Below are 16,094 nucleotides of genomic sequence, written 5' to 3' on the forward strand. Positions count from 1 at the left end.
TCATATCCTTACTGGCCGGCGACGATCCTGTTATAAATATTGGCACAACCAATCACGATAATGGCACGCGTTTCCAAGTTGGTTTCGTTTATCATAGACTTGCGTTGCTCATTAAGGGAATCGAGCACTCGTCCCTGAACGATATCACAAGGGAGTTGAAACGACCATGAACATTTTGCTAGGAACCTCTAAAATCGACATCACGCCAAGCCACCCCGTCATGTTGGCCGGTTACAGTAACCGTAAGGGCGCCTACGAAGGGGTGCACCACCCGATTTATGCGAAAGCCCTGTTCCTTAGGCAGCAGGACGAGGAAACGGGAACAGCACGCAACCGTCTGCTTGTCGCCGGCGATCTCATCTGGTGGTCAACCGAACAGACGGAGAAGCTGCGGCGGGAACTGGCTGCGCGTTGGGGCATGAGGACGGAAGACATCCTGTTCAACGCCTCGCACAGCCATTCCGGTCCGCAAACAAGCTCCTTGATGCCATCGCTGGGTGCAGCGGATGACAGCTATCTTCAGGAGCTGGAACACAAGCTGCTCGCCGGCATGGAGCTCGCCGAGGCCAATTTGGAGCCTGTTTCGATACAGCGCGGGTCCGGCGTTTGCGACATTGGCATCCATCGCAGGAAGCTCGTTGGCGGCAAAATCGTTATCGCCCCGAATAAGCAGGGCGCAAAGGACTCCGAGGTTACGGTAATCCGTTTCGTCAACGCCGCGGGAGAAGCAAAAGCATGGATTGTCCATTATACGTGCCACCCGACAACGACAAACGCCAACTTCGTATCATCCGAGTATTGCGGCCTGGCCATGGAACAACTGGAACGCGAAGTGGGTGGCGGCGCTTTATCGTTGTTTTTCCAGGGGTGCTGCGGCGATGTGCGCCCGCCCTTGTACCGTGACGGTAAATTTTACAGCGGAACCGATACAGACGTTCAGCAGCTTGGAGCGCGGTTATACGAATCGGTCAAGAATGTGTTGAACGGTCCTATGCATGAATTGCGACCATGCTCGCCAACAGGAGCGCACGTCAAACTGCCATTGGCCTTCTCTACTGTCCCGACTCTGTCGGAGCTTACCGCATACAGCCAATCGGCGGAACCGATCGTACGCAACTGGGCGAAGCTGCTGCTGGACCATCCGAAACTGGTACGACCTGCGGCAGAGCTTGACCTGGTACGCATGGATATTGCGGACGGGCTGTCGCTGCTCGCCATGAATGCGGAAATGGTCGTAGAGTACGGTCTGTTAATCAAAGATCGGTCAAACAACCGCACACTCCCTGTCGCTTACAGCAACGGGATGATCGGTTATGTGTCCACAGCCAGGCAGCTTCGGGAAGGCGGCTATGAGTCGGTCGACTCCTATCCACTCTTCGGTCTTTGTTCGCCGTTTACAGAAGCAGCGGAACCCGAGATCCGCCAAACGCTGACCGAGCTTGTCGAGCGGTAGAGCGACAGAAAAAACAAGCAGGCACGGTCGTTGCGATCCGCGCCTGCTTGCTGCTTGTTTGCGAGTGCCAATGGCTTATCCTAACCGAGAGAAGCCATCACCTTGCGTACCCCTGCCGCGATATCGTACATATCCGGCTCGCCTGCCAGCATGATGTTCTGAGACAGCCACACAATTTCTTTGTCGCATGCCCGCTCGCTGTTCGGACACGAATACGCGCGTTCTTCTCCGGTCCATTTCTTCGTCTCGTTGATGACCGCCTTGTTTTGGTTGAGCGAGACATAGCCGGAGGTAACCGGTATGCCTTCAGCATTCAGCTTGCGGATCACATCAGCTTTGTTAATGCGGTCTGTCAGATCCGGATCAATGCGGAACATGAATATGTGCAGCGCGTGCCGGGTAATCTTCGGATCGCGACGGAGGGTGCGGACTCCCGGCGTGTCGCCCAGCAGCTCGGTGAGCAGCTGGGCGTTCCGCTCGCGCCGCTCCATCTGGTCGTCCAGACGAGACAGTTGGCCGAGCAAAATCGCGGCCTGCAGCTCGGTCATCCGCAAATTCCAGCCAATCGTCTCATGCTGATACCAACCGCCCTCCCGAATGCGCCCCACGTTCGCCAAGGACCAGGCATGGTCGGCCAGCTCCCGATCGTTGGTCAGGATTATGCCGCCTTCCCCGGCGTTAATATTTTTGCTCGATTGAAAGCTGAACGTGCCGAGGTCGCCCTGGGCGCCAACGCCGACGCCGTCCCATCTCGCGCCGACCGCTTGCGCCGAATCTTCGATCAGGCGAAGCCCGTGCTTATTGGCAATGGCCCTCAAGCGAGTCAGGTTGGCAGGGGCGCCGGCAATATGCACAGCGATAATCGCCTTCGTCTTCGAAGTGATCGCCGCCTCCACCTTCTCCGGATCGATCAGCAGCGTGTCCGGCTCGATATCGACGAATACCGGAATCGCGCCAAACAAGAGCGCGGAGCTGGCAGTGGCAATAAACGTATACGGAGGCATAATCACTTCGTCGCCCGGCTGTACGCCGGCCGCCTGCAAAGATATCGTGATCGCAACTGTGCCGTTGGCGATCGATACAGCGTGCTTCGCATCATGGATGGCGGCAAATTTCTCCTCCAGCTCAGGCAGCTTGATACGACCGGTGCCTCCCCATTTGCCGGAGCGAACAACTTCGAGAATGAGCCGCTCCTCCAATTCATCGTATATAGGCCATGCCGGAAACGGTTTCGTTCTGATTGGCAGCCCCCCGTCAATTGCCAATTTGTCCATGTGACACCTCTCCCTTGTACGATAATTCCATTGCTCCGATCCAGATCATCTATAGCCTATAAAGCTAATTTATGATCTAATCGAATTGTAACCTCGTTCAGGAAGATATTCGTGACAAATTCCAATAACAATAGGTCAAATCCTTACCGAGACAAGCGACGGAAATGAAAAGCAGGCTGAACTTAACTTAGTCCAGACCTGCACAAGTTGGCATTCCGATACTCTTTTGGCGATTGGCCCCTAACCTCTTTGAACACTCGATAAAAGGTACGGGGAGATTCAAATCCTGTATCGAATGCAATATCCATAATCGTTCTGTCCGTCGTAATCAGCATACTGGCCGCGCTATTTATACGAAGTTGGTGCACGTATTCAAGGAAGCTTCGTCCGATTCTTTCTCTGAACATCCGACTTACGTACGTTTCGCTGATATGAAGATGCTTCGCTACCATGTCCAAGGTTAATCGCTCCGTATAATGCGCATGAACATAATGAAGAGCAGACCAGAACAACGGGTTCCCTTCCTCCTGTTCATTTGGCTTTGCCGCATGATCGCCAGCAGCAGCGGCAGCTCTCAGAAACAGGAGCAATGCCTCGGACAGCTTACTGCAAATCATGTGATTTCGCCCGCGCAGCTCGGGATTATGGTATTCCGTCAAAAGGCGTGCAAACAGGGTTTCCATCAGAGCCGCTTCTTCTCCATGAAACGCAACAGATGACGGAAATTCGGCGTCAATTTGATACAATTGTTCAGACCATTCAGAAGCATATGGCGAACCGAATAAAATGTTCATATCGAACAGACAACAGTATTTTCGAATCACACATCCGTTGTCGCTCGTTGTTTGATGAATGTGATAAGGAGGCAGAAAGGAAATCGTACCCGGCTCCATACGATGGAGGGTGCCATTGATGCTCTGGTAACCGCTTCCCTCTATGATATAAGTAAGCTCAACAAAGGAATGGTAGTTTAACACAGTTATGGGGAAGGTATGAATTCCAATATAAAATGGCAGCTGACCTGTCCCCGGGTTGCTTCCTTTCATGTATTCATGAAGCTCCAGATTCTTGTTCATCTGAACCCACCCTCCCGAAACAAAAGGCGCCTTTTCCCCTCATCATATCACTATCAATTTCCGCGCCGCAAGCAAAATGCGTGCTCGAACTGGGGTCTTCATATACAACAAAGCCGGGGAACAATCCCCGGCTCTTCCATATAATATTTAACTGCTTCCCTTCCTCGAGAAAAAGTGGTATCCGCCCCGCCAAGAGAACGTCTTGCCCTTGGCCAGTACTGGCGCCGTATCCACGATTTGCAAAAAATATGTTTTGCCGTACTCATACGTGAACGACGCCGGCCGGTGTGCGGCCACATGCTCCATCGTTCCGATGCCGTACTTGCGGTCGAGCCAGACGAGCAAATGATGGCGGATCGGTTTGCTGTCGTCGGAAGTCAACACGTATTGGTCGACATTCGGATTGGCCGATAGTTTGCCGGAATCGCTATATAGTTTCCCGGGGTTTACCGACACGATCTTGTCTTTGGCGTAATACGCCACCTTGTCGCTCCAAGCTTGGTTGACGGTTTGCAGACCGTAATACCGATAAATGGTAATGTCCTCGAGCGCCTCGATTTCCGTATGCACCTGCACCCGGCCGCCGACCACCTCATAAGTGACTGTTTCCTTCAATATTTCGCGTCCGCTGCCGTCCTCTACCTTCGTATTGTAGCCTTGAACATGATTGACGACTTGAATCGTGATCCGTTCGCTTGCTGTAACTTGACCGTCCGCAAGTTCGACGCCATCGGCCCGAATGCTGTAGGAAACCGTTCTGGCCGTGGCCGATCCTTTATCCGCTCCGTTGAAAGCGTGGGCGCCGCCCGTAAAATGCTGGGAAGGAACATCTGCGTCCTTATCGGCTTTTACAATGTAAGGTCCGATCCAATCGGTTACCGCATTTTGCAGCAAACTGGAAGCCCGGCCCATATCGGGATCGACTTGCTCGCCGGTATTGGCGGCCAGCCTCCACTGGGAAAACCCGTAGAGGCGATTGGCGCCGTGATAATCGAAGACGATCCACATATCGTCCGAGGCCGAATATTTATGAGCGATCGTCAATTTATTTCCTTGCTTGATCGCATATTGCACGCTGCCGTTAGATGCGAACGATGGATCCGGCTTGCGTATATCGTCTGCGGTTAACGGAGTCGAATTATCGTTAGCGACATGATCGGATTCGTCCGAGCCGGACATTCGGGTACTGCCTCCCGCTCCGGGGTCCTGCCCGCTGCTCCGATCGGCGGACGTGACCGAATCGCAGCCCGTAATCGCAGCCAGGAGAACGAGTGAAATCGGAACCATTTTAAGAAACAAACCGTCGTGCCCCTTTGATTACTTCTTCTTGTAATCCGCAATGATTTTCACCGATTCCTCGTCGGACTTGCGGAAGGCCGAGTTGATATCGATCTTCTGCTTGATGACTTGATCCGCATACTTCGCATAGTTGGCGACGATATTCGCATCGTATGGCGCTTTTGCCGGAATCGGCGCGAATTTGTTGAAGAACACGGCTTTGAAGTTTTTCGTCTTGAACGGCGAATCTTGGCCTAAAGCATTTTGCACGGCATCGTTTTTTATTACCGGCATAATCCCTTTTTTGGACAAGTCCATTTGGAACTCTTCCGATACCATATATTTCAGCACTTCCATCGATTCTTCCGGATGCTTGCTCAGCTTCGTGATGCCGAAGTAGAACGGATACGACTGCGAGCCGACTCCCGGCTGATCCTTAAACACCGGCAGCGATACCATATCCCAGTTCAGCTTCTGTAAATCGTCGGGCAGCACGTAGACCAGAGAGGACAAGTATGCGTACATGGCGACGTTCTGATCTTTCAGGAACGAATTGATGTCCGGCACTTTATTCGTCTTGTCCAACTGCTCCTTGTACCCCGCATCCGTGTACGGATCGAGAAATACGGTTTGGAAGAAGGATTTCCACTTCTCGTTCGTATTGATCGTCGGCGTCTGCGTTTTCAAATCGACGTTCGGGATCGAGTATTGATTCATTCTAAGAATATGATTCGGCGAAGTCGTGAAGCCGTAATATTGCGAACCGCCTTCGTTGCGGGTCAGCTTCTTGGATATTTCCAGCACTTGATCCCACGTCATGCCGTCCTTCGGGTAAGCGACGCCAAACTTGTCGAACAGCGTCTTGTTGTAATACAGCACCATGTTGTTCGTATGGACGGGAATCCCCGTCAACTTGCCGCCCGACGATTGCCGTATGCCATCGATTACGGTAGGCTCCAGCTTGCTCAGATCCACCTTGTGCTTCTTGACCAGCTCGTCCATGTCGATTTCCAAGCCGTTCTCGAACATGACGGACTCGTAGTTGCCGGTCGAGATGAAATAAATATCGAATTTGGTGCCGGCCGTCAGCAGCTCGGCCATCGAATTGCCTTTCGTGTTCTGGATATATTTGATCGTATAGTTCGGAAACTTCTTGCGGATCGCGTTACCGAAACGGTAATCGAAGCTTTCCGCCGGATCGCCGTTCGTGGAATAGAAGACGATTTCCACCGGCTCGCTCGGCTTTGCCGGCTGTCCGCCGTTATCTGCGGCCTCCTTCGCTCCGCAGCCTGCTAACAGTGATGCGAGCATTGCCGTCAATGTAACTGAACTTGCAATCGTTTTGTAAGACATTTGAATATCCCCCTATGGTTATTATGGAAAAACGAAGTGATCGCCGCCCTTTTCTAGCGGCTCAATATTCCGTAATCGCGAAGCGCCTCCTTCAAACGGTTCACCTCCTCCTCGAGATCGGATAATGCCGCTCCGCTCGTATTGTCGATCGGGGCAAGACTGCCGATCCTACCGATCGGCTTCCATATCGGAGCCGCATAAGTTACCCTGCTCGGAGCGGGAATTCCCGTAGTAAGCGGCGAATGAAGGCGAACTTCATTGCCGGAGATCCGGACTATTTGCCGCACCTGATTGCCGGCCGCGATCCGAATCCATTGATCTATCTCAAGCTGCGACGAGTCGTTAACCGTTATGTTCGGTTTCCCCGCTTCGCCTGTTGCTTGCACGTTCGCTAACGTTCCGGCCGTGCCGGTCTCGACCGCCTGATAGCCTGCCGGCGTCTTCCCGTCCGTCCCATTTGAGCCGGTGATCCAAACGATATCTCCTTTGTCATAAGTGCCCGACACCGGAGGATATACCGGTGAGTAGTGCGCGAACTTCCGGGAAGCGTCCGACTTGACCGACGGACTCAGGAACAGCCATAAACCGCCCTGCTTCGATTGAATGAGATTATTCGTCACTTCGACGCCGGCGTACGTTCCTTCCGAATCGCTTAGGCGAATGGAGAACATGCCTCTCGCCGAATCGTAGGTATCCGTTATCATATTGCCGGCTATCCGGGCGCCGACGACCGTAGACCGCAGCGCGATTCCCGACCGGTACGATTCGACGGAGGTCGGATAATGACCCGGGTTAATAATGACATTTCCCGTAATTTGCACGTTGGAGACGATACCCATCTTCTGAAAACTGCCGACTTGAATGCCGGTAATCGGCGCGTTCTTGATGATGTTGTTGCTGATGACGATATTCGCCATATCCGAGTTATGCGTGAACCCGATCCCGTATGCTAACGCTTGCATTTCCGGCCTTAGCTCGAATTCCTCCTGGAACATGATCGTATTGCTCGTGACCGTAATATTTTCGAAAAGGGCTTTCTCCGTCGTCCATCCCGCACTTGCAATCCCGGTCGTCAATCCCCTTCTATGCACGGTATTCGCCAGGCTGATCGTATTGCCGCTGACCGTCACGTTTTTCACCGGATGATTGCGGTACGGTCCGATCTGGATGCCTTGATTGGCGTTGCTGATCGTATTGCCCGTTATCGTCATGTCGCACCGGTCGTCGCCGCCGCTTCCCGCCTGCAGATTGACGCCCGTATAATACCCGTCCACGACGTTGTTTGATACGACGCTTTGGCCCATATGCGTCTCGATCGCACCCCGCGCCTTCTGTCCGGGGGCCGCATGGAACAAGCAGTTCGACACCGAATGGTTTCTTCCGTTCAAATAAACGGCTGAATTGTCGTAATTGCCGCTCCCTTTGGCCATAACGAAATTGAAGTAGCAGTTCGTTATGGAGGCGAACTTGCCGGCGTCGCTGTTCAGCGAAACCGAGTTTACGCCACACGTCGGGTCGAAATGAACGTTGTCAACCGCGATGTTCTCGTAGCTGTACGAAATGATGCAAAATTGATGGTAATAGCTCGAATCTTTCCGCTCCAGATCGATGTTGCACGAATCGTTTCGCTGCGGGTTTTGGTCGAACTTCAGATTGCTGATCCGAACGTTCCTGAGCGGGACGGAATTGCTGCCGTAAAAGATCGCAAAATAGTCTCCTGCGCCGTCCTTCACCTTGATGACCGAATTCGTCCCTTCTCCAAGCAAATTCACATTATCTTTCAGCTTGATCCATTTGCTTAAGTAGGGAGAGACGACATAGATCCCTTTCGGGAAAAAAACGGTTCCGCCGCCCTTCGCCGACACGGCGTCGATCGCGTCCTGGATGGGCTGAAAATCGTCGTGAGTCCCGTCCCCTTTCGCCCCGAACCATTTCACATTCGTATATTCGGTCTCCATCTTCCGTTTGAACCGGGCTCCGGAGGAGGAGACGACGACTGTTCCCTTATTATCCTTCGTAACGTAATCGTCCGGGTCGAAGATGAAATGTCCTTCTTGTCCCGGGTCGGTCACATAATAGACTGCCGCCGCATCCGGAGCTGTCATCGCTCTTAAATCGCCGATTGTCGTCACGCCGAATACGTTCATTCCGGAATTATCGCCCGACTTTTTGCCGCCGGAGCCTTGTACCGCGGTATCTCCCCCTTGGACGGCTGCGATCGATGTGCCGAGAATTGCAGTCGCACCTGCTATGCCCAGCGCTGCCAGCAGCTTTCTTCTGCTGATCGGCCCGCCGGTTTTTGCGCGCTCCCTCGCTTCCCGATTGTCTGTCTCTTCCGCCATCTCCTGCTCCTTCCTTCATGTCCGGATGAACTCGCTTTCATCGTTATCATATCGGGAGCCGGAGGCGAAAGCTTTATTCATACGCTCGTTTTTTTTGTATTCCGTTTTGTCATTTTGTTCGCGGAATTGGTAAAATTGTTCGAGAGGAATTCGACACCGATTGTGGAAATAATACACCGACGGTTATGCACTTCCGGGAAGGGGACTAAAACGGATGGAGTTTCCGAGATATCGGGCGAAGCAGGAAATCGTGATCCGCAAGCTAGTCACCTGCTATTATTTCGAACTGGCCAAAGACTACGCTTTTGAGGGCGAAAAGCACGATTTCTGGGAGTTTATGTACTTGGATAAGGGGGAGCTGCTCGTCGAAACGGATGACGGCCGCCATGTGCTCAGACAGGGAGATCTGTTATTCCTCGAGCCGAACCTGTTTCACGGCGCCAGGAGCAACGGTACGATCGCACCGAACTTGTTTATCGTGTCGTTCGAATGCCGCTCGGGCAAGATGACTTACTTCAAGAAAAACCGGCTGTTCCACCTGGGAGACCGGGAGAAAGGCTGGCTCGCGCTGCTCATGCAGGAGTGCGAGCGCGCGTTCGGTCCCGATACGGCCATACCGCCGACCAGACGGTTGGTCGCCAAACAAGACGCCCCCTTCGGCGGCGAGCAATTATTCGTAATGTTTCTCGAAACGCTGCTTATCCTTCTGATTCGAAACGGGTTATCGCCGCACCATGCGGAGCAGCTCCCTTCCCCGTCCAAGGAACGGCAGGAGACCGGACTCGCCGAAGAAATTATCGGTTACATGAAAAAAAATTTGGGCAGGGAGATCACGGTGGAACATCTATGCAGCGTCTTTATGATCGGGAAAACGCATCTCAGCATCATCTTCAAGAAGAAAACCGGCAGCAGCGTCATGGAATACGTGAACCATCTCAAAATAGAGAAAGCCAAAAAATATATTCGCGAAGACAACTTCAACTTCACGGAAATCGCCGAATTGCTCGGTTACGGCAGCGTGCATTATTTCTCCAAGCATTTCAAAAAAAGAACCGGATCGTCGCCGTCCGAGTATGCGAACATATTGAAATCGAGGCTGTTCAAGCGGAATTAGGATAGGTAGTCCATAGAGTTTGGGGCAGAAGCTTGTAATTCATCTCATTTCGCAGCCAATAAGAGTTCCAAAAGACCGTTATCTCTAAAGCGGCCGTTTCCCTAGTAGACACAATTAATACTATATCGCCCCACAAACGGCAAAAAAACCGGAACGATTCGTCCCGGCCAACACTCTCCTACTACTGGACCATCTCGTCCGCTTCGACCCCCTGCATTTGAAATAGCTTGGGAGATGCGCCCGTATACTGCTTAAACACTTTGCGAAAATGTTTGTAATCCGCGTAACCGACCTGTCTCGCGATATCCGTAATGCTTTGCTGCCCGCCGCGGATCATGCGGATCGCCGCTTCCATGCGCCGCTCGGTTACGTACTGCACGAACCCTTTGCCCGTCTCCTGCTTGAACAACCGACTCAAGTAAGAAGCATTGAAACCCAACTGCCCGGAGAAGTCGGTGATGGACAAGTCGTGCATAAACGTTTCGCACACCGATTGCCGGATTTTCTCGACCAATTCTTTGCCTTGAACCGGCGTAACCGGCACCGTTTCCAAAACGTCCGCGCGCCCTTTGGAGGCAGGAGCCATTACGGCTTTGGCGCGGGAAAGCGCGGAGACGATATGCGCCCGGTTCAGCGGTTTCAGGATATAATCGAATGCGCCGAAATGAACCGCTTGCCTGGCATATTCGAATTCGCTGTGGGCCGTTACGATCAATACGGGAATCGTCCATCCTCTCCGCCGCATCTCCTCGAGCAGCTGCAGGCCGTCCATGCCCGGCATCCGGATATCGGTTATGACGATGTCCGGTTTGGCCTGTTCCATACAGGCGATCGCTTGGCGGCCGTCCCTCGCTTCCGCCGTCACGGCGTACTCCGGGCAATCCCGCTTAATCACCTTCTTCAACCCTTCCAGCATCCAAAATTCGTCGTCCACCAGCAGCGCATGATACACCGTCATCTTCTCCTTCCCTGATCGCAATCTCCACGCTCGTTCCTTCACCAACCCGACTTCGCAGTTGCAGCTTGATCCGATCCCGGTACACCATCCGCAGTCTCATCTTCACATTTTCCAGGCCGATATGCTCCTTCGGCTGATGGAAATCAGGCTCTTCCGCTTCAAGCCGCACTCGAATTTGCCTCAGCCGCTCCTCCTCGATCCCGATCCCGTCATCCTCGATTCGGAACATGACATATCCGTCGCCTCTCGATGCCGTTATTGTGATAAGGTCGGTTCGTTCTCCATTCAAGAAAGCATGGGTTACGGCGTTTTCGACGATCGGCTGAAACATCAGCTTCATGACCGGATACGGAAGCAACTCCGGATCGACATTCCAATCGACGCGAAACCGGCCCGGAAAGCGAATCTGCACGATGCTCAAATAGGCGTTCAAATGCCCGATTTCATCTTCGAGCGTTGTCATGGACGAGCCGCTGATGCTGTATTTGAACATATGCGACAACGACTGGCTGACGGACACGATCTCCTCAGCCTCGTACACTTCGGCAATGCAGACAATAACGTTCAACGTGTTGTACAGAAAGTGCGGGTTGATCTGCGCCTGCAGCGCTTTCATTTCGGAGTCTTTCCGAAGCAGCTGGTGCCTGTACTCCCGTACCTCGGCCATAAACACTTCGTTCTTCATCCGGTTCAGTTCGCTTACCATCCGGTTGAAGCCGATGCCGAGCCGGCCGAATTCATCCCGGCTCTTTAGCTCGATCGCCACATCGAAATTGCCTCTTTCCACCGTTCGCATTTTGCTCTCTAAGAATTGGAGCGGACGGGTAATCATCCGGCTAAGGGCCGTCGACAGCACGATAATGACGATGACGGCCGCGATGCCGGCGAGGAAAATCCCGAGACGAATCGTTTGCATTTCCGTAGCCAGCTCGTCAAACGGAACGACGCCGACTATTTTCCAACCCGTCTGGGCAGACGTATGGAATCCGACCAGCAGCTTCTCCCCGGCGGCCTTCATCATGAAATGACCCGATTGTTTTCCCCGGAAAAGCTTCAGCCTTTCGTCCTCCTTCAACCAAGACAACGAATGCCGCGAAGGAATGACGTGATTCCCGTCTTCCGTCATCATGAAGACGTACCCGGTGCGGCCCAACTGGATCGTTTCGCTCATCTCGCGGATAATCGTCGGCGAGAAGTCGAACAGCAGCGTTCCTTTCGTCGCGAAGTCCCGGATGTCCATCAGCCGCAATGAGAACGTCACGACCGGCTCGTCTCTCACATACGATTGGGGATGAACGGGATTCAAGCGGAATTGCGGCTGCCTCACGATTTGTCTATACCAGTCGTCCTCCTGAAACGAGTAGCCGAGCCGTGCCACTTCCCCCGATCCGTTGTAGACCAGTATCCCCGAGTCGGTCACGAGGTAGATGCCCTTCAAATAGCTGCGGAAATTGCCGATGCTGTCGAAAAAGTTTCTCACCGCCCGGATCGAATGGACCGTTCCGGGATCAATCGGCTCGCCCGAGCCGTGAAGGACGGTTTGCACATCGGAATCGAAGCGCACGATATTGGCGACCCGCTCCATCTCCTGCACGAAGGAATCCAGTCTGCCTCCCGCCTGCTTGGCGATTTCCACCGTATATTTGCTCAGCTCCTCCTCGAACGCCCGAGTCGACTGACGATAGAAGATGAGCGCAATAAACAGGACGGGGATAAGTCCGATCAGGAAAAACAGGAGCAGCAGCTTGTTCTTCACATTCATGTTCCGGAACAAGCCGGTCAAGCCGAATCGGATCGTTGTCATGATGACTTCCCCTTACGTATTATCCTTTCACGGAGCCGGCGACCCCTTCCACGAAATACCGTTGAAACGCTATGAAAATAACGATGATCGGAAGCAGCGAAATACTGGCCGCCGCAGCCATGCCCGTCCAATCGACGCTGAATTCGCCGACGAACTGGTACATCCCGACGCCCAACGTCCGCAAATCAGGCTTGTTGAGCGTGAAGATGAGCGGCAACAAAAAGGAGTTCCAAGCCCACATGAACTGCAAAATGCAAGTCGTCGCCAGGATCGGCTTCGACAACGGCAGCATCACTTGCGCGAACGTCCGGATGAATCCGCTGCCGTCGATTTCCGCCGCTTCCTCCAGCTCCTTCGGCAGTCCGCTGAAATGGGCGGTGAACAGCAGTATGAACAGGACATGGGCTCCGCCGACTTCGGCCAAGATGACGCCGGCGAGCGTATTGTTGAGTCCGAGCGAATTGATCAGGAAGTAGATCGGAATGATCGTATACCCTTTCGGCATGAACAAGGTAGCCGTTATAAGCGACAAAAAGACGACTCTGCCGGGAAAACGGTATCTTCCGAGCACGTATCCGGTCATGGCGCACACCGCGACTACGATTGCCACGACGAACACCGAGACGATGACCGTATTGAGAAAGTATGTGGAAAACTTGGCAGTTTCCCACGCTCTCGCGTAGTTGGCGAACTGGAGCTTGTCCGGCAGGAAGCTATAGCCTTTCGAAATATACTCCGAATTCGTCTTGAGCGACGAAGATATCATCCAGATGAACGGATATATCCAGATCAGTCCGAAGACGATTAATACGAGATGAACGCACCAGCGCGCTATCTGTTTTGCTTGCACCGTTAACCGCATTCCGTTCCCCCCTCAATGCGACGATTGTCGGCCGCCTGTTTTTTTCACGATGAACCCGAGCGCGAGTGAAACGAATAAAATGGCGAAGCCGTATACGACTCCGGCGGCGGACGCGAAACCCGCTCTTGGCATCCCCCCGCCCTCGAAGGCGTAACGGTATATGTACAAGTCGACCATATCCGTATGAAAAGCCGGCCCGCCGTTCGTCATCGACTTCACGAGATCGAAGACGTGCAGCGCATTCACCGCGGACAGAAGCAGAATGACGCTGCCCACGGGCGCTAGCAGCGGCAGCATCACATAGCGGAACGTTTGGAACCACCCGGCCCCGTCCACTTTCGCCGCTTCGAACAGCTCCTTCGGCAGCGATTGCAGCGCCGCCAGCCAGTATACCATCTTCATGCCGAATGTCTTCCATATGCCTACGAGAATGATGATCATCATCGCCGTATCCATCGAACCGAGCCAATCGACCGGCTTCTCGAGAATGCCGACCGCCATCAGCAGCTCGTTGACAAGCCCCTTGTAAGCCCCGAAAATGAACCGCATCACGATCCCGATCACGGCCGTCGTCGTCACGACAGGCAAGAAATAAATCGTCCGGTATACGGTCGCGCCCTTCAGCCACGACGAATTCAGCAAAATCGCGACGAACAGCGCGAGCGGAACTTGGACGAGCACGACGAAGAACATGAAGATGAAGCTGTTCTTGAACGCGTTCCAAAAAAACGGGTCGGCGATCGTCTCCGCATAATTGGCGAAGCCGATGAAATCGGTTACGGCTCCGTACCCGCTCCAGTTAAAGAAGCTGTACACGTAACTCATAACAATCGGGTAAATCGTAAATGCGAGAAAAAGCACGAGCTGCGGCAAAATAAACAAATAGCAAAACAGCAGTTTATTGCGATTGTTCCGGCTAATGGATGCGACACCCTTGACTGCGGTCATGGTATAGTTCCCCCTTCCTTGTATAGGTTTATTGTAATCGCTGTCATTAAGGTTCCATAAGGCAGTCGCGCTTTACATGAGGGGGGAATATTTTTACATGCCGGCAGTTCGGTCCAAACAAAGAGGCAGTCCTGCGAAAAGCGACTGCCCGACCCAATTATTGATGCTTCACCGCATACTCGGGATGCGGCACCGCGTATTCTCTGTCCACGTAGCCGCTCGAAGCCGGGTCCCCCACATCGAACCGTTCGAGTCCGAGCTCTCGCTTCACTTTCGCCTGATACGTCTTGGCGCGCTTCTCCGCCTCATCGGGGTCGCAGACGCTTCTTAGCCTCGCCTCGCATGCCGCGAGCACCTCCCGAATCGCCGGCGACTCCCCGGAACTAGCGACAAGATCGCGCATTTCTTCCGGATCGTTCTCCAGATCGAATAGCTGCGGTTGAACACCGTCCGTGTAGTAGACATATTTCCACTGCCGCCAGCGGATCATGTACATGCCGACCGGCATTCCATGTGCATGGTACTCGCTGAAGACGAAGTCGTTGCGTTCTTTGTCCTGTTCCCCGCGTCCCAGCTTCAGCAGCGATCTCCCCGGCAAGCCTTCCGGATGCGGGACATTCAACGCTTCGCATACCGTAGGGTATATGTCTACGAGCGAGACCGGAATATCGACCCGCTGCCCTTGAGCGATTTGCGGTCCTTTCACGATCATCGGCACGTTGGCGGTTTCCTCGTACATGCTGCACTTGAACCACAGCCCATGCCGTCCGAGCTGCTCGCCGTGGTCGCTCGTATATATAATGAGCGTATCGTCGTACATGCCCTCTTCCTCGAGCGTACGGATGATCGTGCCGATGTTGTCGTCCAATTCTTGGACAAGCGCATAATAGCCGACGTGCATGCGGCGGATCGTCTCTTCATCAATCGCATCGGAGCGGAAATAGTGGCGGAGCGACTGCAGCGGCGCGTTCAATTCGGTAAACGGCCTGTTCAGCGATTCGGGTACTTCGGTAATAAGCTTATCGTAGTAATCCCAATATTGCTGCTTCACATAGAACGGAAAGTGCGGATGCGAGAAGCCGACGTACAGAAACCACGGCTCTTGCGACTCCGTCCGCCCTTTATTCGAGCGCTGCTTCAGCCATTCCACCGTCTCGGCCAAAATCCGCTGATCGTTGCTCTGCCCTTCCCGTATTCCGATCCGTTTGTATCGTTCCTCTACGAGAGGCTTCGCTTCACCCGTTTGCCGGAAAAACGCTCCGATATCGATGCGCTTGCGGTGTCCTGGGCGGCTTGCGGATAACCCTTCATATTGGCCGTCCGGATGCAGGTCGAGCTTGCCGAAGCTGTGCATCGTCTGCCCATGCTTCGCCAAATGATGCGACATCCCCGGCTGTTTGCCGTCGTACGGCGTCGCGTTATCCCATGTTCCCAATTCGTGCACATAACGTCCGGCGAAGAAGCTTGCACGCGCCGGCGTACAAACAGGGCAATTCGTATAAGCCCGCGTAAACACGGTCCCTTCCTGCGCCAACCGGTCGAGAGTGGCGGTTTTGGCTACCTGATGCCCGTTGCAGCCCATCACGCTGTTGGAATGCTCGTCGGACATGATGACCAATACGTTCATGCGCT

General features: G+C 53.5%; 12 protein-coding genes. 2 read left to right on the forward strand and 10 right to left on the reverse strand.

The window, feature by feature from the left end; translation table 11 throughout:
- The first annotated feature begins 166 nt into the window (after nucleotides 1-166).
- Nucleotides 167-1,453: a neutral/alkaline non-lysosomal ceramidase N-terminal domain-containing protein gene (locus FE783_RS10695; RefSeq protein ID WP_138879339.1), complete on the forward strand. Its 1,287-nt coding sequence runs from the start codon at nucleotides 167-169 to the stop codon at nucleotides 1,451-1,453.
- A gap of 80 nt (nucleotides 1,454-1,533) precedes the next feature.
- On the opposite strand, the gene FE783_RS10700 is transcribed toward FE783_RS10695, so the two are convergent.
- The 5 genes from FE783_RS10700 to FE783_RS10720 all read right to left on the reverse strand — a co-directional run bounded on the left by FE783_RS10700 (nucleotide 1,534) and on the right by FE783_RS10720 (nucleotide 8,776).
- Nucleotides 1,534-2,727, reverse strand: coding sequence for a DegT/DnrJ/EryC1/StrS family aminotransferase (locus FE783_RS10700; RefSeq protein ID WP_138879340.1), 1,194 nt, complete (start codon nucleotides 2,725-2,727; stop codon nucleotides 1,534-1,536).
- Nucleotides 2,728-2,909: 182 nt separating this feature from the next.
- Complete coding sequence (locus FE783_RS10705; protein ID WP_138879341.1) at nucleotides 2,910-3,803, reverse strand: helix-turn-helix domain-containing protein; 894 nt, start codon at nucleotides 3,801-3,803, stop codon at nucleotides 2,910-2,912.
- Nucleotides 3,804-3,950: 147 nt separating this feature from the next.
- Nucleotides 3,951-5,102: a hypothetical protein gene (locus FE783_RS10710; protein ID WP_138879342.1), complete on the reverse strand. Its 1,152-nt coding sequence runs from the start codon at nucleotides 5,100-5,102 to the stop codon at nucleotides 3,951-3,953.
- Between the two features lie 18 nt (nucleotides 5,103-5,120).
- Entirely contained in the window at nucleotides 5,121-6,434 is a 1,314-nt protein-coding gene (locus FE783_RS10715) for an ABC transporter substrate-binding protein (protein WP_138879343.1), read from the reverse strand.
- Nucleotides 6,435-6,487: 53 nt separating this feature from the next.
- Nucleotides 6,488-8,776, reverse strand: coding sequence for a right-handed parallel beta-helix repeat-containing protein (locus FE783_RS10720; protein ID WP_138879344.1), 2,289 nt, complete (start codon nucleotides 8,774-8,776; stop codon nucleotides 6,488-6,490).
- Between the two features lie 214 nt (nucleotides 8,777-8,990).
- On the opposite strand from FE783_RS10720, the gene FE783_RS10725 reads away from it, so the two are divergent.
- The gene (locus tag FE783_RS10725; RefSeq protein ID WP_138879345.1) at nucleotides 8,991-9,890 is read left to right on the forward strand and encodes an AraC family transcriptional regulator; all 900 of its coding nucleotides are present in this window, start codon (nucleotides 8,991-8,993) and stop codon (nucleotides 9,888-9,890) included.
- Nucleotides 9,891-10,071: 181 nt separating this feature from the next.
- On the opposite strand, the gene FE783_RS10730 is transcribed toward FE783_RS10725, so the two are convergent.
- The 5 genes from FE783_RS10730 to FE783_RS10750 form a co-directional block, all read right to left on the reverse strand.
- On the reverse strand, nucleotides 10,072-10,848 hold the full coding sequence (locus tag FE783_RS10730; RefSeq protein ID WP_138879346.1) for a response regulator transcription factor: 777 nt from the start codon (nucleotides 10,846-10,848) through the stop codon (nucleotides 10,072-10,074).
- On the reverse strand, nucleotides 10,778-12,652 hold the full coding sequence (locus FE783_RS10735) for a sensor histidine kinase (protein ID WP_138879347.1): 1,875 nt from the start codon (nucleotides 12,650-12,652) through the stop codon (nucleotides 10,778-10,780). Before FE783_RS10735 ends, FE783_RS10730 begins: the two co-directional genes overlap by 71 nt.
- A gap of 19 nt (nucleotides 12,653-12,671) precedes the next feature.
- Complete coding sequence (locus tag FE783_RS10740; protein ID WP_138879348.1) at nucleotides 12,672-13,514, reverse strand: carbohydrate ABC transporter permease; 843 nt, start codon at nucleotides 13,512-13,514, stop codon at nucleotides 12,672-12,674.
- A gap of 12 nt (nucleotides 13,515-13,526) precedes the next feature.
- Nucleotides 13,527-14,462, reverse strand: coding sequence for a carbohydrate ABC transporter permease (locus FE783_RS10745; protein ID WP_138879349.1), 936 nt, complete (start codon nucleotides 14,460-14,462; stop codon nucleotides 13,527-13,529).
- Nucleotides 14,463-14,619: 157 nt separating this feature from the next.
- Entirely contained in the window at nucleotides 14,620-16,089 is a 1,470-nt protein-coding gene (locus tag FE783_RS10750; RefSeq protein ID WP_138879350.1) for a sulfatase family protein, read from the reverse strand.
- Nucleotides 16,090-16,094: the final 5 nt, after the last annotated feature.

The sequence above is a fragment of the Paenibacillus mesophilus genome (genome assembly GCF_005938385.1).
GTDB lineage: Bacteria > Bacillota > Bacilli > Paenibacillales > NBRC-103111 > Paenibacillus_AB > Paenibacillus_AB mesophilus.